Raw genomic sequence first — 18,466 nt, forward strand, 5'->3', positions numbered from 1 at the left:
CCTTCCCGTGCGACGGGTGCGAAATCGGCCACCGTGGCGCGGGCCGATACCCTGGGGGCGTGACGTTCCCGGTAGTCGGCATGGTCGGCGGGGGCCAGCTCGCTCGTATGACACACGAGGCGGGCATCCCGCTCGGCATCAGATTCAAGCTCCTCAGTGACACTCCGCAGGATTCCGCGGCGCAGGTCGTCGGCGATGTCGTCGTCGGCGACTACCGCGACCTGGAGACGCTGCGCGCGTTCGCGCGCGGCTGCGACGTGATCACCTTCGACCACGAGCACGTGCCCACCGAGCACCTCAGGGCCCTGGAGGCGGACGGCATCCCCGTCCGCCCGGGCCCCGACGCGCTCGTGCACGCCCAGGACAAGGGCGTGATGCGCGCGAAGCTCGACGCGATCGGCGTGCCCTGCCCGCGGCACCGCATCGTCGCCGATCCGCAGGACGTGGCCGCGTTCGCGGCGGAGGGCGAGGGATTTCCCGTCGTCCTCAAGACGGTCCGCGGCGGCTACGACGGCAAGGGCGTATGGGTCGTCGACTCCGCCGAGGAGGCCGCCGAGCCGTTCAGGGCCGGTGTCCCCGTCCTCGCCGAGGAGAAGGTCGACTTCGTGCGCGAGCTGGCCGCCAACGTGGTCCGCTCCCCGCACGGCCAGGCCGTCGCCTACCCGGTGGTGGAGTCCCGCCAGGTGAACGGCGTCTGCGACACGGTCATCGCGCCCGCTCCCGGCCTCGACGAGACCCTCGCCCTGAGGGCCGAGGAGATGGCGCTGAACATCGCCAAGGAACTCGGCGTCGTCGGCCATCTCGCCGTCGAGCTGTTCCAGACCCGCGACGGCCGCGTCCTCGTCAACGAGCTCGCGATGCGCCCGCACAACTCCGGCCACTGGTCCCAGGACGGCGCGATCACCTCGCAGTTCGCCAACCACGTCCGGGCGGTCCTCGACCTCCCGCTCGGCGACCCGCGCCCGCGCGCGCCGTGGACGGTCATGGTCAACGTCCTCGGCGGCGACTACCCGGACATGTACTCCGCGTACCTGCACTGCATGGCCCGCGACCCCCAGCTGAAGATCCACATGTACGGCAAGGACGTGAAGCCCGGCCGCAAGGTCGGACACGTCAACATCTACGGCGACGACCTGGACGACGTGCTGGAGCGCGCCCGTCACGCAGCCGGTTACCTGAGAGGCACGATCACCGAATGAGCCCAGTTGTCGGCATCGTCATGGGGTCGGACTCCGACTGGCCCGTCATGGAGGCGGCGGCCAAGGCCCTCGACGAGTTCGAGATCGGCTACGAGGTCGACGTCGTGTCCGCGCACCGCATGCCCCGCGAGATGATCGCGTACGGCGAGCAGGCCGCGGACCGGGGCCTGAAGGTGATCATCGCCGGCGCGGGCGGCGCCGCCCACCTGCCCGGTATGCTCGCCTCGGTCACCCCGCTGCCCGTCATCGGCGTGCCCGTGCCCCTGAAGTACCTCGACGGCATGGACTCCCTGCTGTCCATCGTGCAGATGCCGGCCGGTGTCCCGGTCGCCACGGTCTCCGTGGCCGGAGCCCGCAACGCGGGCCTGCTCGCGGCCCGGATCCTCGCCTCCCACGACGAGGAACTCCTCGGCCGGATGCGGGATTTCCAGCAGGAGCTGAACGACCAGGCCACCGAGAAGGGCAAGCGGCTGCGCGCCAAGGCCGAGGGGTCCGGCGGCGGCTTCGGCTTCGGCACGTGAGCGGGGTGGGTGCCATGACGTCCCTCGACGACGCCCGCGCGCTGCTCGCCGAGTTCCCCGTCGTCGACGGGCACAACGACCTGCCCTGGGCGCTGCGCGAACAGGTCCGCTACGACCTCGGCGCCCGCGACATCGCCGGTGACCAGTCCGCCCACCTGCACACCGACATCCCCCGGCTGCGCGCGGGCGGCGTCGGGGCGCAGTTCTGGTCGGTGTACGTCCGCGCGGACCTGCCGGACCCGGTCCCGGCGACGCTGGAACAGATCGACTGCGTACGGCGGTTGATGGCGCGTCACCCGAAGGACCTGGCGCCCGCGCTGACCGCCGCCGACATGGAGGCGGCACGCGCCCAGGGCCGTATCGCCTCCCTCATGGGCGCGGAGGGCGGCCACTCCATCGCGTGCTCCCTCGGGACGCTCCGGGGGCTGTACGACCTCGGGGTGCGCTACCTGACCCTCACGCACAACTTCAACGTGCCGTGGGCGGACTCGGCGACCGACGAGCCAGGCGTGGGCGGTCTGTCGGCGTTCGGCCGCGAGGTGGTCCGGGAGATGAACCGGCTCGGCATGCTGGTCGACCTCTCCCACGTCGCCGCGACGACCATGCGGGACGCGCTGGACGCCACGTCCGCGCCGGTGGTCTTCTCCCACTCCTCCGCCCGCGCGGTCTGCGACCACCCGCGCAACATCCCGGACGACGTACTGGAGCGGCTGCCCGCCAACGGGGGCATCGCGATGGTGACGTTCGTCCCGAAGTTCGTGCTCCAGGCGGCCGTCGACTGGACCGCCGCGGCCGACGAGAACATGCGCGCGCACGGCTTCCACCACCTCGACACCACCGCCGAGGGGATGAAGGTCCACCGAGCCTTCGAGGAGACCCACCCGCGTCCGGTCGCCACGGTCTCCACGGTGGCGGACCACCTGGACCACATGCGCGAGGCCGCCGGCATCGACCACCTCGGGATCGGCGGCGACTACGACGGCACGGCCTTCACCCCCGACGGCCTGAACGACGTCTCCGCCTACCCGAACCTGATCGCCGAGCTCCTCGACCGCGGCTGGTCCAGGTCCGACCTCGCCAAGCTCACGTGGCAGAACGCGGTACGGGTGCTGGGCGCCGCGGAGGACGTGGCCCGGGACCTGCGGTCGACGCGCGCACCGTCCCACGCCACCCTGGAGTCCCTCGACGCCTGACCCGCCCCGCCGGCGGGGCTCCGGGGCGGCCGTACCCCCGAACGCCGCGTCCACCAGGAAGGCCGCGGGTGCTCCGTGCGACGGTGACCGTACTGCCGAGGTCACGACGTACGGAGCCCGTTATGGCCGATCTCCAGGACGACCTGCACCCCGCCGCCGAGGCCGGGCGGGCCGACGAGCCGTACCCGGAGGAGGCGGTGGTCGTCGGGCCGGAGGTGTACGAACCCGTCTCCGATCCGGACGACGCCCCGCTGACCCGGGCCCGTGCCGTCCTAGCCGCCCACCCCGTCGCCGACGGCTACAGCGGGCTGCCCCAGGCGCTGCGCCGGCTGCCCTGGTACGACCTCGACCTAGGGGAGAGCGCCGTCGACGCGGACGTGCCCCGGCTGCGCAGGGGCCAGGTCGGTGCCGTGTTCTGGTCGCTGCACCTGCCCGAGGGACACGACGGCGACCGGGCCGTCGGCGCGACCCTGGAGCAGCTGGACCTGGCGAAGGCGGTGGTCGCCGCCCACGCCGAGGGCCTGCGGCCCGCCCGCACCGCCGGGCAGATCGTCGACGCCCGCAACTGCGGCCGGGTGGCGGTGCTGTTCGGCCCCGCCGGTGCCGCCGCCCTCGGCGACTCACTGAGCGTCCTGCGCTCGCTGCACGCCCTCGGGCTGCGCGTGCTCACCCTGGCGGGGGCCTCCTGGGCGGGCGAGGCGGGGCTCACCCGGTTCGGCGAGGAGGTCGTCCGCGAGATGAACCGGCTCGGCCTGGTCGCCGACCTCTCCCACGCCTCCACCCCGACGATCCGGCGGGTCCTCGCCCTCTCCAAGGCGCCCGTGATGTTCACCCGTTCGGCCGCCCGCGACCTGCGCCCCCACCCGGCCAACCTCCCCGACGAACTGCTCGCCGAGGTGGGGGAGGCCAAGGGCCTGTGCCTGGTGCCGCTGACCGCCGAACAGGCCGGCCCGACCGTCCGTGACGTCGCCGACCACCTCGACCACATCCGCACCCTCGCCGGGCCGGAGTGCGTCGGCCTGTCCGGCACCTACGACACCAGGAGCGCCCACCCGCGGGAACTCCGCGACACCTCCTGCTACCCCACCCTGATCGCCGAACTGCTGCGGCGCGGCTGGGAGGAGGCCGACGTGGCCCTGCTGACCTGGGGCAACGTCCAGCGGGTGCTGCGCGGCGCCGACTTCACCGCCCACGCCGCCCAGCAGCGCCGCCCCCCGTCGACGGCGACGATCGCCGAGCTGGACGGCTGAGCCCGCCCCCTACGGCTGCTCGATCCGGCACAGGCAGAAGGGATGCCCCGCGGGATCGGCGTACACCCGGAAGTCCTTGTTCCTGTCGTCCTCCCGGTCCAGCACCCGTGCCCCCAGCGCCAGTACCTTCTCCTCGGCCGCGTCGACCTCCTCCCAGGTCCCCCCGGCGTCGAAGTCGAGATGGAACTGCTGGGAGCCGTGGTCGGCGCGCGGCCAGTCCGGCGGGGTGTACCCCGGCGCCCGCTGGAAGGCCAGCCGCGGCCCCGCGGGGACCTGGAGCACCACCCAGTCCGGGTCCTCCTCGACGGGTGTGCCGCCGCCCACGGCCGCGTAGAAGACGGCCAGTTCGCGCGGATCGGGGCAGTCGAGGACGACACTGCGCAGGCGGGCCACCGCGGCCATGGATTCCTCCCGGGATGTCAGCAGGCGCACAGGCAGAACGGGTGCCCGGCCGGGTCCGCGTAAACCCGGAAGGTCCGCGACCGGTCCTCGGTGTCCAGCGGCTTCGCGCCCAGTGCCAGCACCTCCTTCTCGGCCGCGTCCAGGTCCTCGACGGTCAGGTCCAGATGGAACTGCTGCGAGCGGTCCGCCGCCGGCCACTGGGGCGGTACGTGTCCCGGGGCCGCCTGGAAGGCCAGCGCCGGGCCGCCGGGCACCTTCAGGTCCACCCAGTCGCCCTCGTCCTCCACCGTGCCGCCCACGATCCCGGCGTAGAACCCGGCCAGCGCACGCGGATCGGGACAGTCCAGGACGACGGCGCCCACCTTGGCCACGGACATGACTTCCTCCTCGATGCCGAAAGCTGTTACCTGTATCTGCAAGCAACAGGTAACCGTTACTGCATGCTGCACCATAGGAGGTAACGCCGCAAGGGGATTGAGCCGGAGAGCCGAGAGCCGAGAGGTACGGTCCAGGCATGAGTGAGAGATCGGCCCCGCCCGGTGGGCTCGCCCTGGTCCAGGCCCTGGTCAACACGCTGGACGTCGAAACGGGCGGCGACGCGCTGGACACCGCGGACGGCCGGGCGCCCTTCGGGCTCACCGAGGACACCGCCGACTCCGCCCGCGAACTGCGCGAGTCCCTGCGCGCGACCCTGCTCGCCCACGCCGGCCACCCGCCGCACCGCGCCGTCACCCCGCTGGGCGACCTGCTCGCCGGGGCGCCCCTGGTGGTCACGGTCGACACCGCCGACGGCTCCGCCGCCCTCGCCCCGGTCGACGACGGGCCCCTGCTCTCCAGGATCGCCGCCGCCGTCGCCGAGGCGGTCACGGCGGGCACCTGGAACCGGCTGAAGGCGTGCGAGGCCGCCGACTGCCACTGGGCCTACTACGACCGCAGCCCCGCCGGACGCGGCCGCTGGTGCTCGATGCAGGTGTGCGGGGCGCGCGCGAAGATGCGCCGGTACCGGGCGAAGGGTGCCTGAGCGCTCCGCTGGAAGTACGGCGACGTGCCGTCGATCGTCTGCGGCGCCGTCGTGGCCGGTCGCGCGGTTCCCCGCGCCCCTTCAGGGCGCTGCCGAACCCCGGCGGACTTCGCCGGACCCGTTGGGAAGGGCGCGTAGCCGCACCGCGCCCGCGCCCGGTGGGGCAGAATGCAACAGGACGCCGGTTCGGCCGACTGAGCCTCGGCCGAACCGGCGTCACCCGTCGTACCGGGCGCCCGTCGTACCGGGCGCCCGTCAGGCGCCGGGGCGCCCCATGGCACGGAAGCGCCACCCGGCCCGCCGCCACGTCTCGGCGTCGAGCGCGTTGCGCCCGTCCAGGATCAGCCGCTCGGCCGCCACCTCGCCCAGCTCCGCCGGGTCCAGCTCGCGGAACTCCCGCCACTCCGTCAGATGCAGGACGACGTCCGCCCCGCGCACCGCCTCCAGCGCCGAGCCGGCGTACCCCAGGGTCGGGAAGATGCTGCGGGCGTTGTCCATGCCCTTCGGGTCGTAGACCGTGACCTGGCCGCCCTGCAGGTGGATCTGCCCGGCCACGTTCAGTGCCGGCGAGTCCCGGACGTCGTCCGAGTCCGGCTTGAAGGTCGCGCCCAGCACCGCCACCCGCTTGCCGAGGAACGGCCCGCCGCCCAGCGCGTGCCGGGTCAGCTCCACCATCCGGCCGCGCTGGCGCATGTTGATCGAGTCGATCTCCCTCAGGAACGTCAGCGCCTGGTCGGCGCCCAGCTCACCCGCCCGCGCCATGAACGCCCGGATGTCCTTGGGCAGACAGCCGCCGCCGAAACCGATCCCGGCCCGCAGGAACTTCGCGCCGATCCGGTCGTCGTAGCCGATGGCCTCCGCCAGCTTGGCGACGTCACCGCCCGTCGCCTCGCACAGTTCCGCCATCGCGTTGATGAAGGAGATCTTGGTGGCCAGGAAGGAGTTCGCGGAGGTCTTCACCAGCTCCGCCGTCGGGAAGTCCGTCACCACGAACGGAGAACCCTCCCCGACCGGACCGGCGTACACCTCCCGCAGCAGCTTCTCCGCCCGCTCGCTGCGCACGCCCACCACGATCCGGTCCGGGTGCAGTGTGTCGTCGACGGCGAAGCCCTCGCGCAGGAACTCCGGGTTCCACGCCAGCTCCGCGTCCTCGCCGGCCGGGGCGTGCTCCGCCAGGTAGGCGGCCAGCCGGTCGGCCGAGCCCACCGGCACGGTGGACTTGCCGACGACCAGCGCCGCGCCCTTCAGGTGCGGCGCGAGCGAGGCGATCGCGGAATCGACGTACGACATGTCGCAGGCGTACTCACCGTGCCGCTGCGGGGTGTTCACGCACACGAAGTGGACATCGCCGAACTCGCCCACCTCGGCCCAGTCCATGGTGAACCGCAGCCGTCCGCTCGACCCCTCGATCCCCGCGACGTGCCGGCGCAGCAGCTCCTCGAGCCCCGGCTCGTACATGGGGACCTCACCGCGCCGGAGCTTGTCGATCTTCTCCGGTACGACATCGAGCCCCAGCACCTCGAACCCCAGCTCCGCCATGGCCGCCGCGTGGGTCGCTCCGAGATAACCGGTGCCGATCACGGTGATCTTGAGGGCCATGGGTGCTCCAGGGGTCATCGGGCAGTGCGCGCCCGAGCATATCCGGGGAGCCGGGACGGGCACCGGTCGGCTGTCGTCAAGCTCACCTATCCACGACGATGGATGAAGGCATAAAATTTGAGTTACTTAACGGTAGTTAGCGTGACCAGCATCGCAGTCTTGGAGCGTGAGAAACCTTGGCCGGATCGGCTGACTTCGACCTGTACCGCCCGTCCGAGGAGCACGACATGCTCCGCGACGCCGTCCGCTCACTGGCCGAGGCGAAGATCGCGCCGTACGCCGCCGCGGTGGACGAGGAGGCCCGCTTCCCGCAGGAGGCGCTCGACGCGCTCGTCGCGAACGACCTGCACGCCGTCCACGTACCCGAGGAGTTCGGCGGCGCCGGCGCGGACGCCCTCGCGACGGTCATCGTGATCGAGGAGGTGGCCCGCGTCTGCGCGTCCTCCTCCCTCATCCCCGCCGTGAACAAGCTGGGCTCGCTGCCGGTCATCCTCTCCGGCTCCGAGGCGCTGAAGAAGAAGTACATGACCCCGCTCGCCAAGGGCGACGCGATGTTCTCGTACTGCCTCTCCGAGCCGGACGCCGGCTCCGACGCCGCCGGCATGAAGACCAGGGCCGTCCGCGACGGCGACAGCTACGTCCTCAACGGCGTGAAGCGCTGGATCACCAACGCCGGGGAGTCCGAGTACTACACGGTGATGGCCGTCACCGACCCCACCAAGCGCTCCAAGGGCATCTCCGCCTTCGTCGTCGAGAAGTCCGACGAGGGCGTCTCCTTCGGCGCCCCCGAGAAGAAGCTCGGCATCAAGGGCTCGCCGACCCGCGAGGTCTACCTGGACAACGTCCGCATCCCCGCCGACCGCATGATCGGCGAGGAGGGCACCGGCTTCGCCACCGCGATGAAGACGCTGGACCACACCCGCATCACCATCGCCGCCCAGGCCCTCGGCATCGCCCAGGGCGCCCTCGACTACGCCAAGGGCTACGTCACCGAGCGCAAGCAGTTCGGCAAGCCGATCGCCGACTTCCAGGGCGTCCAGTTCATGCTCGCCGACATGGCCATGAAGATCGAGGCCGCCCGCCAGCTCACCTACGCCGCCGCGGCCAAGTCCGAGCGCGGCGACAGCGACCTGACCTTCCAGGGCGCCGCCGCCAAGTGCTTCGCCTCCGACGTCGCCATGGAGGTCACCACGGACGCCGTCCAGCTCCTCGGCGGCTACGGCTACACCCGCGACTACCCGGTCGAGCGGATGATGCGCGACGCGAAGATCACGCAGATCTACGAGGGCACCAACCAGGTCCAGCGCATCGTCATGGCCCGCAACCTGCCGTAGCCTTCCCCCTCCCGGGCCGGGACGTCCGGCCCGGGAGCGCCTCACAGGAAACGCCGGATCGGCGTGACCGAGGCCTCGGCGAGGCGCTCTCTCAGCGGGCGCCGCTTCCAGCGGGCCGGGTCGACCGGCTCGCTCAGCTTGCGGTCGGCGTCGAAGTCGGAGTCGAGCTCAGCGGTGAAGTCCTCGTCGAGGACGGCCAGCATGACCTCCTCGTCGTGCTCCAGCGAGCGGCGGTTGAAATTGGTGGAGCCGATGAGGGAGCAGACCCCGTCCACCGTGATGATCTTCGTGTGGAGCATGGTCGGCTGGTACTCCCGCACCTCCACACCGGCGTCGACCAGCGTCTGGTAGTGCTGCCGCCCGGCCAGCAGGCAGGCCCGCTGGTCGGTGTGCGGTCCCGGCAGCAGGATCTCCACCCGCACCCCCCGGCGGGCGGCGGCGGCCAGCAGGTCGATGAAGTAGGCGTCGGGCGCGAAGTAGGCCGTGGCCAGCCGGAAGCGTTCCCGCGCCGAGGTGATCACGACGCGCAGCAGTGTCTGCATGTCCTGCCAGCCGAAGCTCGCGGAGCCGCGCACCACCTGGACCGTGGCGCTCCCGGGCTGTTCCTGGGCGGTGAACCGGTCGTGATCGTCGTACAGGTCGTCGTGGCACTCGGCCCAGTTCTGGGCGAAGGCCGCGGCTATGCCGTCCACGGCGGGTCCCCGGACCCGGACGTGGGTGTCGCGCCACTCGTCGGGGTTGCGGGCGTCGCCGCACCACTCCTGGGCGATGCCGACGCCCCCGGTGAAGGCGGTGTGCTCGTCGGTGACCAGGACCTTGCGGTGGCAGCGGTGGTTCTGCCGCATCGGCGACAGCCGCGTGGGCTTGCGGAACCAGGCCACCTGGACACCGGCTTCCTCCATGGACCGAAGCAGCTCCGGCTCTATCTCCTTGGCCCCGAAACCGTCCAGCAGCAGTCGTACGCGGACTCCCGCGCGGGCCCGGTCGGACAGGGCGCCGGCGAACTCCCGCGCGATGTCGCCCCGCCAGTACACGAAGGTCATCATGTCGACGGTGTGTTCGGCGGCGCGGACGGCCGCCAGCATCGCGGGGAAGATCTGGTCGCCGTTGCGCAGCGGCACGAGTTCGTTGCCCTCGGTCGCGGCGATGCCGATGAGCCGCTCCAGCCGTCTGCGCAGCCGCTGTCTCTCCGCCTGTGGTGTCATGCCCTCTCTCCCTGTGCCACTCGTCGAGCCCTCGTCGTGTCGTCGGTCCGACCCGGGCGCCCCACCACTTATTGCCGTTGCCCGGACTTCCAAGCAGACATCCCGTTCCCGGGCCCGACGAGCGGACAGCCGGGCGGGCGGTGCCGTCATGTGGTGGTCATGGGGCGGGGGGCGTAGGACGGAGGGGCGGGGGCCGAGTGCCGGCCCCCGCCGTCCCCCCGGGAGGAACCATGACCCAGCAGCAGCCCGCCACGGAACCGATGAGCCAGGAGATGCAGGACTGCGTCCAGGCCTGCATGTCCTGCCACGGTGTGTGCGAGGAGACCATGAGCTCCTGTCTCCAGATGGGCGGCCAGGCCCGGATGCAGATCATGCGGGCACTCATGGACTGCTCGGAGATGACCCGCATGTGCGCGGACATGATGATGCGCCGCTCACCGCTGGCGAACGAGATGTGCATGATGTGCGCGCAGGCGTGCGACATGGGCGCCGAGGCGTGTATGTCCATGCCGGACGACGACCGGATGACGCGCTGCGCGGAGTCCTGTCGCCGCTGCTCCGAGATGTGCCGTGCCATGGCGGGCGCCACGATGTGACGCCGCCGGAAAGCGGCCTGGGGCACCCCCGCGGGGGTGCCCCAGGCCGGATCGCGCGTCAGTTGCCCTTGACCGTGACCTTCTCGTCGTTGTTCAGCTGGTTCACCAGCTGCTTCACCTTGGCCTTGTCCCACAGCAGGTTGCCGCCGCTGCTGCCGGCGATCGGCATGTTCATGGACGTGCCCTCGCCTCCGCTGACGCCCTTCATCGACCAGAACATGTCGGCCAGGTCGAACAGGCCCATGTCCTTGTCGACGATCAGGGAGTCCAGGCCGGCGCCCATGGTCGGGTAGAGCCTGAAGGGATTGAGGACCGTGCTCGGCGTGGCCACCTGGTTGGCGAGCGCGGAGAGGAACTTCTGCTGGTTCTTCGTACGGTCCAGGTCCGAGCCGGCCAGCGCGTAGCGGGTGCGGACGAAGGCGAGGGCCTCCTCGCCGTTCAGGGTCTGCTTGCCCTTCTTGAGGTCGGCGCCGGACTTGGTGTCCTTGATGTCCTGCGGGATGTCCATCTCCACCCCGCCGACCGCGTCCACGATGCTCGCGAAGCCGGCGAAGCCGATCTCCACGTAGTGGTCGATGTACAGGCCGGTGTTGAACTCGACCGTGCGGACCAGCAGCTCGGGCCCGTCCTCGGCGTAGGCGGCGTTGAGCTTCACCTGCCGTCCGGTCGCGGGGTAGGTCTTGCCCGACTCGGAGCCCTTGAAGGACGGGATCTCCACGTTCGAGTCCCGGGGCAGCGAGATGAGGGTGGGGCCGTTGTCGCCGGTGTGCAGGATCATCATCGAGTCCGTGCGCTTGCCCTCGGCGGACCCGGTGCGCAGCCTCTTCTTGTCCTCGGCGGACATGCCCGCGCGGCTGTCGGAGCCGACGATCAGGTAGTTGGTGCCCGAGCCCTTCTCCGGCCGCTCGATCACCTTCGACAGGTCGACCTCGCGGTTGAGCTTGGAGTCGGCCCAGAAGTAGGTGCCGACGGTCGTCACGACCAGCACGGTCACCAGGGTGATCGCCGTCCACTTGATGCGGCGGCGCCAGTCGGGCGCGGGACGCTGCGGGCCGTAGCCGCCGTCACCGCCGGGGCCACCGCCGCCGGGCGTGCCGTAGACCTGGCCGGTGTTGTAGCCGCTGTCGTAGCCGTCGGGGCCGTGCCCGTGCCCGTCCACGTACGACGGCTGCTGCGGGACGCCACCGTAGGCGCCCTGCCCGGGAGGTGCCGCCGGGCCGCGGCGGACCTGCCGCATGACGCGGGCGCCCTCGGGCCGTGCGCTCGCGCTCCCGCGTCCGTAGCGTCCGCCGCGGTTGTCGTCGGACCGTGCCTCGGGCCAATCAGTCATGGGAGACAGTGTGCAGGTCCGGGCACTGCGCCATACAAGGGTCGTCGGAAAATCAGGTCAGCGCTGTTGCGAAGCTGACACAAAACAGGGCGGACGGCACGTCGGCATAAGGTGGAGTCCATGACAGACCAGGCCACAGCCGCAGCCACGGAGAGTCCGGACATCCCGGGCAAGCCCATCGCGGCGTCCCGTACGACCCTCAGCCACATCATGACCCACAACGACACCAACCTCCTGGGCACGGTGCACGGCGGGGTGATCATGAAGTTGGTCGACGACGCGGCGGGCGCCGTCGCCGGACGGCACTCCGGAGGGCCGGCCGTCACCGCCTCCATGGACGAGATGGCGTTCCTGGAGCCGGTCCGCGTCGGTGACCTGGTCCATGTGAAGGCCCAGGTCAACTGGACCGGCCGGACCTCGATGGAGGTCGGCGTGCGGGTACTGGCGGAGCGCTGGAACGAGTCCACGCCGCCCACCCAGGTCGGCTCGGCGTACCTGGTGTTCGCGGCCGTCGACGCCGACGGCAAGCCGCGCCGGGTGCCGCCGGTGATACCGGAGACCGAGCAGGACAAGCGCCGCTACCAGGAGGCCCAGATCCGCCGCACGCACCGGCTGGCCCGCCGCCGGGCGATCATGGAACTGCGCGAGAAGCGGGCGGCGGAGGGGTTCGAGGACTAGGCGGACCTCAGGAGCAGTTCACCTCGTCGCCCCGTACCACCCCGAACTCGCCCTGCCCCGGGTCCTCGGCCCGCACCTTGCGGACCTTGACGAAGTCGGTGCCCGCGATCACCTTCAGCGTGGGGCCCTGGCCCTTCACCGCGCGCAGCTCGCTGCCGGGAAGGGCCGCCGCGAGGGACTTCGCGGAGCGGTCCCAGCGGGGGTCGTGGGCGACGACGGTCCGCCGCACGTTCTGCTCGGCGGCGTTGGCCGGGACGCGGGTGGTGCGGAAGCCGGTCGCCGCCAGTGCCGCGTCCACGCGCCGGCCGAGGCCCGCGGTGCGGGTGCCGTTCTCGACCTGGACGCGGATCTGCCGGGGGTCCACCGGCACCGGCAGTGCCGCGTCGGGGGAGCGGCGCGCGGTGAGCGGCTGGTCCCGGCGCAGCGCGTCGAAGATGTGCCCGGCCTTCTCGGCGTCCCACTTCAGTGTCGAGCCGACGCCCTTCACGGCGTGGCCCATCTTCGCGATGGGCACCGTCATGAACTCGGAGGAGGACGGCGAGAAGTTCCGCATCGCCCGGCCGAGGTCCAGCAGCTCGCCGGTGCCGAAACCCCTGTCGGCGCGGACCGAGCCGAGCACGGCCCGGGTCACGTCGCGGAACTTCATCGGGTTCAGCAGGATCCCGGAGGAGGTGGCGCGGTCCACCAGCGCCGCCATGAAGTGCTGCTGGCGCTTCATCCGGCCGAGGTCGGAGGCGCCGTCGACGTGCCGGGCCCGGACGTACTGCAGGGCCTCGCCGCCCTTGAGGGTGTGCCGGCCGGCCGGCAGGTCCAGTCCGGTGTGGCGGTCCCTGAGCCGCCGGTCGGTGCAGATCTCCACGCCGCCGACGACGTCGACGGTCTTCATGAAGCTGGTGAAGTCGACCTCCAGGTAGTGGTCGATCTTCACCCGGGTCATCCTCTCCACCGTGCGCACGGTCAGCCGCGGGCCGCCCTCCGCGTACGCCGCGTTCAGTTTGAGGGGGTGTCCCCGGTGCTGCTCGCCGCTCACGCGGTCGGTGTGCGGGGGCGTCTCGGCGTAGGAGTCGCGGGGCAGGCTGACCACGCTGGCGCGGTCCCGGTTCTCCGAGATGTGCACGATCATGATCGTGTCGGTGCAGTGGCAGGGTGCCCCGCCGAGCCGGTACTTCTCCCGCTCCTCCTTCCCGATCCTCTCCCGGCCGTCGGTGCCGACGAGCAGGATGTTCATGCCGTGGCCGGCCTCGGGCCGGTTCTTCATGTCGCGGAACGGGTCGACCCGGGTGATGTCCTCGCCGAGGCTGCTGAGCACCGCGTGCCCGATCCCGGCCGAGGCGAGCACCACGACCGACAGCGTGGTGACGGTGCGCATCGCCCAGCGCGGCTTGCGGCGCGGCGGCACGGGCGGCCGGGGGCCCCGGCGGGGCGGTCGCGCCGGGTGCCGGGACGAGGTGCGGGGCCGGGGGGACCGCGGCGGCGTGGGCAAGGGGGCACCTCCGGAGGACGGCCGTGCGTGGGATCGTGAGCACCGTAGGCCGATACGATCTGCGGCCCGGCGCACAGCACCCCGGCGCGCGCAACCGTGTCCCCCGTTCGCGGTAACGTGAGCCCCCTATGAACGCCAATCCCGACGTGCGGCTCCCCGCCGTTTCCGTGATCATGCCCGTCCTCAACGAGGAGCGGCATCTGCGTGGCGCCGTCCGCGCGATCCTCGCCCAGGAGTACGCCGGCGAGATGGAGGTCGTGATCGCCCTCGGTCCGTCCACGGACCGCACGGACGAGATCGCCGCCGAGCTCGTGGCCGAGGACCCGCGGGTGCACACCGTGCCCAATCCGACCGGCCGCACCCCGGCCGCCCTCAACGCGGCGATCAAGGCCTCGCGCCATCCGATCGTGGTCCGCGTCGACGGGCACGGGATGCTCTCCCCGAACTACATCACGACCGCCGTGCGGCTCCTTCGGGAGACCGGCGCGCAGAACGTCGGCGGCATCATGCACGCCGAGGGTGAGAACGACTGGGAGCACGCCGTCGCCGCCGCGATGACGTCGAAGATCGGTGTGGGCAACGCCGCCTTCCACACCGGTGGTGAGGCCGGAGCCGCCGAGACCGTGTACCTGGGTGTGTTCCGGCGCGAGGCGCTGGAGCAGCAGGGCGGCTACAACGTGGAGTTCATCCGCGCCCAGGACTGGGAGCTGAACTTCCGCATCCGTGAGGCCGGCGGACTGATCTGGTTCTCGCCGGAGCTGAAGGTGTCGTACCGCCCCCGGCCGAGCGTGCGCGCCCTGGCCAAGCAGTACAAGGACTACGGCCGTTGGCGGCACGTCGTGGCCCGCTACCACTCCGGTTCCATCAACCTGCGCTACCTCGCCCCGCCGGCCGCGGTGTGTGCGATCGCGGCCGGGATCCTGGTGGGCGCGGTGCTCACCCCGTGGGGCTTCGTGGTGCCGGGCGGTTATCTCGCGGCGATCGTGGCGGGGTCCATACCCGCGGGCGTGGGACTGCCGCTGAAGGCGCGGCTGCAGATCCCGGTGGCGCTGGCCACCATGCACATGTCGTGGGGCTGGGGCTTCCTGACCAGCCCGCGCTCGCTGGCGAGGAAGGTCATCGCCTCGCGGCGCCCCGCCGTCCACGCGGACGCGCCGGCCGCCTGACGCCGCTTCGACCGCGGGCCCCTTCCCGGCCAGGAAGGGGCCCCGCGCGTTCACCAGGTGTAGGCGGGATCGACGTGCATGCAGGCCTCTTCGTCGGCCCCGTTGAGCGCGTTCGCCGACTCCGGGGTGGTGTCGTCCTTCCCCGGTGCCGCGTACTCCGTGCCCTCGCGCCAGTCGGCGCCCACCACCAGGGTGACGCCGGACACGTCGGTGGACCGCTCGACCTGGCCGGCCGGGATGCCGAGGGCGTCGGCGACGCGCCGGGCGTCGCCCTCGAGGTCGGCGCCCGGATACCGCACCACCGTCCGCTTCTCGCTGACGGAGCGGGTGGTGTCGGCGGTCGCGCCGGTGAAGCCCTTCTCCCGCAGCGCCCCGGCGACCGCGCCGGTCCGTCCCGAGGCGGCCGGGAGGGTGTCGGTGCGGGTGCCGTTGAGCACCTGGACGGCGATCGCGGCGTCGTCGGCGGCCGGGGCGGAGGGCGTCTTCTCCTCGGCCTTCCGCGGTGTGGCGTCCCTGCCGTCGAGGGCGATGTCCTCGCGTACCAGACGGAACAGCGTCTCGGCGTCCTCGGTCGGTTCCACCCGGGCGCCCACGTACCGGTTGGGCATCGTGGTCATGGTGACGCGTTCCGGCTTCACCTTGCGCAGCTCGGTGCTCAGGTCGTAGAGCTTCTTCACGGTGTCGAGCCCGGGGTCGACGGTGAGGGCCCCGGTGGCCTTCTCGGCCAGTCTGCGCAGCATGTTGGGGCTGCTCAGGGTGGCGTTCGCACGCAGCTGGCGGACCAGCGAGTTCATGTACATGTGCTGGGCCCTGGCGCGGGCGAGGTCGCTGCCGTCCTCGAAGCCGTAGCGCGTGCGCAGCCACTGCAGGGCCTGCTCGCCCTTGACGGGATGGGTGCCCTTCTCCAGTTTCAGCCCGGAGCCGTGCCCCTGGCCGTCCCGTGAGTGGATGTTGGCGTCGACGCACACCGGGACGCCACCGACCGCGTCCGCCATGGAGACCACGCCTGCGAAGTCGACCATGACGAAGTGGTCGATGTGGATGCCGGTGAGCTCCTGCCAGGTGGCCACCGTGCAGCCCGGACCGCCGTGCCCGAGGCTCTGGTTGGTCATCGTGCGGCCGTTGCTCGCAGGGTGGACGGTCCCGTCGTCCGGGTCGGTGCACTTGGGGATCTCGACCAGGGTGTCGCGCGGCATGCTGATCACGGACATGTTGGTCCGGTCGGCGGACAGGTGCACCAGCATCTGCACATCGGCGAGCGGGGTGGAGCCGAACGTCTCCCGGGCGCCGCCGAGTTGCTGGTTCTCCTCGGTGTCCCGCGCGTCGCTGCCGATGAGCAGGATGTTCAGCGGGGTCTGCCCGGCCGCGTTCGGCGTCGGCTCGGCCACCTTGTTGTCGCCCAGGTTAAGGGCGTCCTTCTTGATGTTGCCGTTCAGCTGCCGGTAGTAGAGGTAACCCGCTCCGGCAGCGCCGATCATGAGCAGCGCGAGGACCGCGGCCGACCACTTGAGCACCCGGCGTGCGCGCCGCGCTCGGGGGCCGCTGTCACCGGCGGGCGGACCCTCGTCCGGGTCCTCCTCGTGCTCCTCGTCACGGAGCGTCTCCCGCGTGGCGTTCTGCGTCACTGCCCCCGTCCTCCCCACCCCTGGAATCTCCTCACCTCGGCCGTCGGGCCCGTCCCGCGTCCTGTTAGACGCACGACGGGCCCGTCAGTTGCCCTGCGAATCCGACCGAGTTCAACGAATTCGGCGTGGCCGGGAGCCGTTCTCACCGCCGCCGGGACCGGCTACCAGCGGTAGGGCTTGTACACGTCCATGCACGTGCCGGTCTCCGAGCCGTTGAGCGCGTCGGCGTCCTTCGGCAGGTCTCCGGCCCGGGGCGGCGCCTGCTTCGGATAGACCGTGCCCTCGCGCCAGTCGGCGCCGACCACCAGGGTGACGCCCGAGACGCCGGTGGTCCGCCTGACCGAACTCGCCGGGATCCCGAGGGCCTTGGCGACCCGCTCGGCGTCGCCCTGCAGCTCGGCGCTCGGATAGCGCACCACGGTCCGCTCCTCGGCGACGGCGGCCGAGGCGTCCGGCGCGGCCCGCGTGAAGCCCTGGGCGACCAGCGCCCGCGCGAGTGCGCCCGCACGGCCGCCGACCGGGCCGAGGGTCGCGGACCGGGTGGCGTTCCGCACCAGGACACCGATCTCGCCGTCCGGTGCGGCCGGGTCCTTCGAGGTGGCCCCGTCCCTGGCGGCCGCCTTCCCCGCGTCCTTCGCGCCGCCCTTGCCGTCGAACGGCACGTCGTCACGGAGCAGGGCCCACATCCGCTCGGCGCCGGCGCCGGCCGGGAGCAGGTGGTTGCGGTTCTGCGGGTCCTCGACCGTGGGCAGCGTCGTCATGGTGATGCGGTCCGGCGGCACCGTCCTGAGCTGCATCCCCAGGTCGTACAGCTTCTTCACCGAGCCGATCTCCTCGGAGACCTGCAGCGACTCGGTCGCCGCCTCGGCCAGGTCCGTCAGCCGGCCGGTGTCGGTGAAGACGTTCTGGTCCCGCAGGGTGCGGATCATCGAGTTCATGTACATGCGCTGCGCCCGGGTGCGCAGGACGTCACTGCCCCAGGCGTGCCGGGTACGCAGCCACTGCAGCGCCTGTTCGCCCTCCACCTCGGTCGACCCGGCCTCCAGCTTCAGGCCCGAGCCGCCGGGCACGCCGGGCAGCGGACGGTCCCACACGTTCTGGTTGACGCAGACCTCCACACCGCCGACGGCGTCGGCCATCCGCACCACACCCGCGAAGTCGATCGTCATCCAGTGGTCGATGTAGACGCCGGTGAGGTTCTCCCAGGTGGCCAGCGTGCATCCGGCGCCGCCGCGGGACAGCGAGGTGTTGATGATGTCGTTGACCGCCGGGTACGTCTTCCCGGACTCCGGGTCGGTGCATTCCGGGATGTCGACCCGGGTGTCGCGCGGGACGCTCACCACGGCCGCGCTCTCCCGGTCCGCGGCGAGGTGGATCAGCATCTGCACGTCGCCCAGCGGCGGGTTGCCGCGGTTGTCCCGGCTGCCGCCGAGCGCGACGTTCGCGTCGGAGGCGCGGCTGTCGGAGCCGATCAGCAGGATGTTCAGGGGCGTCTGCCCGGCCGCGTTCGCCCCGGTCCTGCGGGCCTTGGAGTCGCCGCTGCTGCGCTCACCTTTCACCAGGTTGTCGTTCAGATGCTCGTAGTACAGGTAACCGGCGCCGGCCGTCCCGAGTATGAGCACGGCGAGGGTCGTCGCCGACCAGCGCAGCGCGCGCCGGCCCCGCCCGCCGGGCGGCCGGCCTCCGCGTCTTCCCGGGACGTCGTCGCCGTCGGGGTCCGGCCGCCCGCCGCGCGGGGCGTCGCCCGGCCGTGCCGCCTCCTCGTGCACACTGCTCCGCGTCATCCCTGCGTCTCCCCACCCCTGCACGTGAAACGGGCCCGCCCGCGCCCCGTGGGACGCGCGGCAGGCCCGTCAGGCCAGTC

17 protein-coding genes are annotated in these 18,466 nt (G+C 71.8%); 9 read left to right on the forward strand and 8 right to left on the reverse strand.

Annotation, left to right across the window (positions count from 1 at the left end; all coding sequences use genetic code 11):
• The first annotated feature begins 59 nt into the window (after positions 1-59).
• The 4 genes from F1615_RS12035 (at position 60) to F1615_RS12050 (ending at position 4,163) form a co-directional block, all read left to right on the forward strand.
• The gene (locus tag F1615_RS12035; RefSeq protein ID WP_149548899.1) at positions 60-1,199 is read left to right on the forward strand and encodes a 5-(carboxyamino)imidazole ribonucleotide synthase; all 1,140 of its coding nucleotides are present in this window, start codon (positions 60-62) and stop codon (positions 1,197-1,199) included.
• A complete protein-coding gene (gene purE / locus F1615_RS12040; RefSeq protein ID WP_149548900.1) occupies positions 1,196-1,720 on the forward strand; it encodes a 5-(carboxyamino)imidazole ribonucleotide mutase in 525 nt (174 codons plus the stop codon). Before F1615_RS12035 ends, purE begins: the two co-directional genes overlap by 4 nt.
• Positions 1,721-1,734: 14 nt before the next feature.
• The gene (locus F1615_RS12045) at positions 1,735-2,913 is read left to right on the forward strand and encodes a dipeptidase (protein ID WP_149548901.1); all 1,179 of its coding nucleotides are present in this window, start codon (positions 1,735-1,737) and stop codon (positions 2,911-2,913) included.
• 122 nt (positions 2,914-3,035) lie between these two features.
• The gene (locus tag F1615_RS12050; RefSeq protein WP_149548902.1) at positions 3,036-4,163 is read left to right on the forward strand and encodes a dipeptidase; all 1,128 of its coding nucleotides are present in this window, start codon (positions 3,036-3,038) and stop codon (positions 4,161-4,163) included.
• Positions 4,164-4,172: 9 nt separating this feature from the next.
• On the opposite strand, the gene F1615_RS12055 is transcribed toward F1615_RS12050, so the two are convergent.
• Positions 4,173-4,565 carry a VOC family protein gene (locus F1615_RS12055; RefSeq protein ID WP_149548903.1) on the reverse strand — a complete coding sequence of 131 codons (393 nt, stop codon included), beginning with the start codon at positions 4,563-4,565 and terminating at the stop codon, positions 4,173-4,175.
• 17 nt (positions 4,566-4,582) lie between these two features.
• A complete protein-coding gene (locus F1615_RS12060) occupies positions 4,583-4,942 on the reverse strand; it encodes a VOC family protein (protein ID WP_149548904.1) in 360 nt (119 codons plus the stop codon).
• 137 nt (positions 4,943-5,079) lie between these two features.
• Here F1615_RS12060 and F1615_RS12065 point away from each other — a divergent pair, with 137 nt between their 5' ends.
• Positions 5,080-5,586 carry a CGNR zinc finger domain-containing protein gene (locus tag F1615_RS12065; protein WP_149548905.1) on the forward strand — a complete coding sequence of 169 codons (507 nt, stop codon included), beginning with the start codon at positions 5,080-5,082 and terminating at the stop codon, positions 5,584-5,586.
• Between the two features lie 255 nt (positions 5,587-5,841).
• On the opposite strand, the gene F1615_RS12070 is transcribed toward F1615_RS12065, so the two are convergent.
• Positions 5,842-7,185 (reverse strand): UDP-glucose dehydrogenase family protein, encoded by a 1,344-nt coding sequence (locus F1615_RS12070; protein ID WP_149548906.1) that lies wholly within the window; start codon positions 7,183-7,185, stop codon positions 5,842-5,844.
• A gap of 176 nt (positions 7,186-7,361) precedes the next feature.
• On the opposite strand from F1615_RS12070, the gene F1615_RS12075 reads away from it, so the two are divergent.
• A complete protein-coding gene (locus F1615_RS12075; protein WP_149548907.1) occupies positions 7,362-8,519 on the forward strand; it encodes an acyl-CoA dehydrogenase in 1,158 nt (385 codons plus the stop codon).
• A gap of 41 nt (positions 8,520-8,560) precedes the next feature.
• Here the strand turns inward: F1615_RS12075 and F1615_RS12080 are convergent, their stop codons facing one another.
• Positions 8,561-9,724, reverse strand: a complete 1,164-nt coding sequence (locus F1615_RS12080) for a phospholipase D-like domain-containing protein (RefSeq protein WP_149548908.1) — start codon at positions 9,722-9,724, stop codon at positions 8,561-8,563.
• A 230-nt stretch (positions 9,725-9,954) separates the two neighbouring features.
• On the opposite strand from F1615_RS12080, the gene F1615_RS12085 reads away from it, so the two are divergent.
• Positions 9,955-10,320, forward strand: a complete 366-nt coding sequence (locus F1615_RS12085) for a four-helix bundle copper-binding protein (RefSeq protein ID WP_149548909.1) — start codon at positions 9,955-9,957, stop codon at positions 10,318-10,320.
• A 58-nt stretch (positions 10,321-10,378) separates the two neighbouring features.
• Here the strand turns inward: F1615_RS12085 and F1615_RS12090 are convergent, their stop codons facing one another.
• Positions 10,379-11,650 carry an LCP family protein gene (locus F1615_RS12090; RefSeq protein WP_208818293.1) on the reverse strand — a complete coding sequence of 424 codons (1,272 nt, stop codon included), beginning with the start codon at positions 11,648-11,650 and terminating at the stop codon, positions 10,379-10,381.
• A gap of 120 nt (positions 11,651-11,770) precedes the next feature.
• Between F1615_RS12090 and F1615_RS12095 the strand changes: the two genes are divergently transcribed.
• Complete coding sequence (locus tag F1615_RS12095; protein WP_149548910.1) at positions 11,771-12,328, forward strand: acyl-CoA thioesterase; 558 nt, start codon at positions 11,771-11,773, stop codon at positions 12,326-12,328.
• A gap of 7 nt (positions 12,329-12,335) precedes the next feature.
• Here F1615_RS12095 and F1615_RS12100 read toward each other — a convergent pair whose 3' ends face one another.
• Positions 12,336-13,697, reverse strand: coding sequence for an LCP family protein (locus tag F1615_RS12100; protein ID WP_244328705.1), 1,362 nt, complete (start codon positions 13,695-13,697; stop codon positions 12,336-12,338).
• Positions 13,698-13,939: 242 nt separating this feature from the next.
• On the opposite strand from F1615_RS12100, the gene F1615_RS12105 reads away from it, so the two are divergent.
• On the forward strand, positions 13,940-14,977 hold the full coding sequence (locus F1615_RS12105; protein WP_149548911.1) for a glycosyltransferase family 2 protein: 1,038 nt from the start codon (positions 13,940-13,942) through the stop codon (positions 14,975-14,977).
• 50 nt (positions 14,978-15,027) lie between these two features.
• Here the strand turns inward: F1615_RS12105 and F1615_RS12110 are convergent, their stop codons facing one another.
• Both F1615_RS12110 and F1615_RS12115 read right to left on the reverse strand, forming a co-directional pair.
• The gene (locus F1615_RS12110) at positions 15,028-16,602 is read right to left on the reverse strand and encodes an LCP family protein (protein ID WP_149548912.1); all 1,575 of its coding nucleotides are present in this window, start codon (positions 16,600-16,602) and stop codon (positions 15,028-15,030) included.
• A 161-nt stretch (positions 16,603-16,763) separates the two neighbouring features.
• A complete protein-coding gene (locus tag F1615_RS12115; protein ID WP_208818294.1) occupies positions 16,764-18,386 on the reverse strand; it encodes an LCP family protein in 1,623 nt (540 codons plus the stop codon).
• Positions 18,387-18,466: the final 80 nt, after the last annotated feature.

Origin of the sequence: Streptomyces marokkonensis (genome assembly GCF_008312835.1) — a bacterium.
Taxonomy (GTDB): Bacteria; Actinomycetota; Actinomycetes; order Streptomycetales; family Streptomycetaceae; genus Streptomyces; species Streptomyces marokkonensis_A.

Bases quoted from the DNA above. Each gene is read 5' to 3' on its own strand.
- F1615_RS12050 (WP_149548902.1), top strand. From the start codon at position 3,036: ATGGCCGATCTCCAGGACGACCTGCACCCCGCCGCCGAGGCCGGGCGG.
- F1615_RS12085 (WP_149548909.1), top strand. From the start codon at position 9,955: ATGACCCAGCAGCAGCCCGCCACGGAACCGATGAGCCAGGAGATGCAG.
- F1615_RS12065 (WP_149548905.1), top strand. From the start codon at position 5,080: ATGAGTGAGAGATCGGCCCCGCCCGGTGGGCTCGCCCTGGTCCAGGCC.
- F1615_RS12105 (WP_149548911.1), top strand. From the start codon at position 13,940: ATGAACGCCAATCCCGACGTGCGGCTCCCCGCCGTTTCCGTGATCATG.
- F1615_RS12095 (WP_149548910.1), top strand. From the start codon at position 11,771: ATGACAGACCAGGCCACAGCCGCAGCCACGGAGAGTCCGGACATCCCG.
- F1615_RS12090 (WP_208818293.1), bottom strand. From the start codon at position 11,650: ATGACTGATTGGCCCGAGGCACGGTCCGACGACAACCGCGGCGGACGC.
- F1615_RS12080 (WP_149548908.1), bottom strand. From the start codon at position 9,724: ATGACACCACAGGCGGAGAGACAGCGGCTGCGCAGACGGCTGGAGCGG.
- F1615_RS12055 (WP_149548903.1), bottom strand. From the start codon at position 4,565: ATGGCCGCGGTGGCCCGCCTGCGCAGTGTCGTCCTCGACTGCCCCGAT.
- F1615_RS12045 (WP_149548901.1), top strand. From the start codon at position 1,735: ATGACGTCCCTCGACGACGCCCGCGCGCTGCTCGCCGAGTTCCCCGTC.
- F1615_RS12060 (WP_149548904.1), bottom strand. From the start codon at position 4,942: ATGTCCGTGGCCAAGGTGGGCGCCGTCGTCCTGGACTGTCCCGATCCG.
- F1615_RS12070 (WP_149548906.1), bottom strand. From the start codon at position 7,185: ATGGCCCTCAAGATCACCGTGATCGGCACCGGTTATCTCGGAGCGACC.
- F1615_RS12115 (WP_208818294.1), bottom strand. From the start codon at position 18,386: ATGACGCGGAGCAGTGTGCACGAGGAGGCGGCACGGCCGGGCGACGCC.
- purE (WP_149548900.1), top strand. From the start codon at position 1,196: ATGAGCCCAGTTGTCGGCATCGTCATGGGGTCGGACTCCGACTGGCCC.
- F1615_RS12100 (WP_244328705.1), bottom strand. From the start codon at position 13,697: ATGCGCACCGTCACCACGCTGTCGGTCGTGGTGCTCGCCTCGGCCGGG.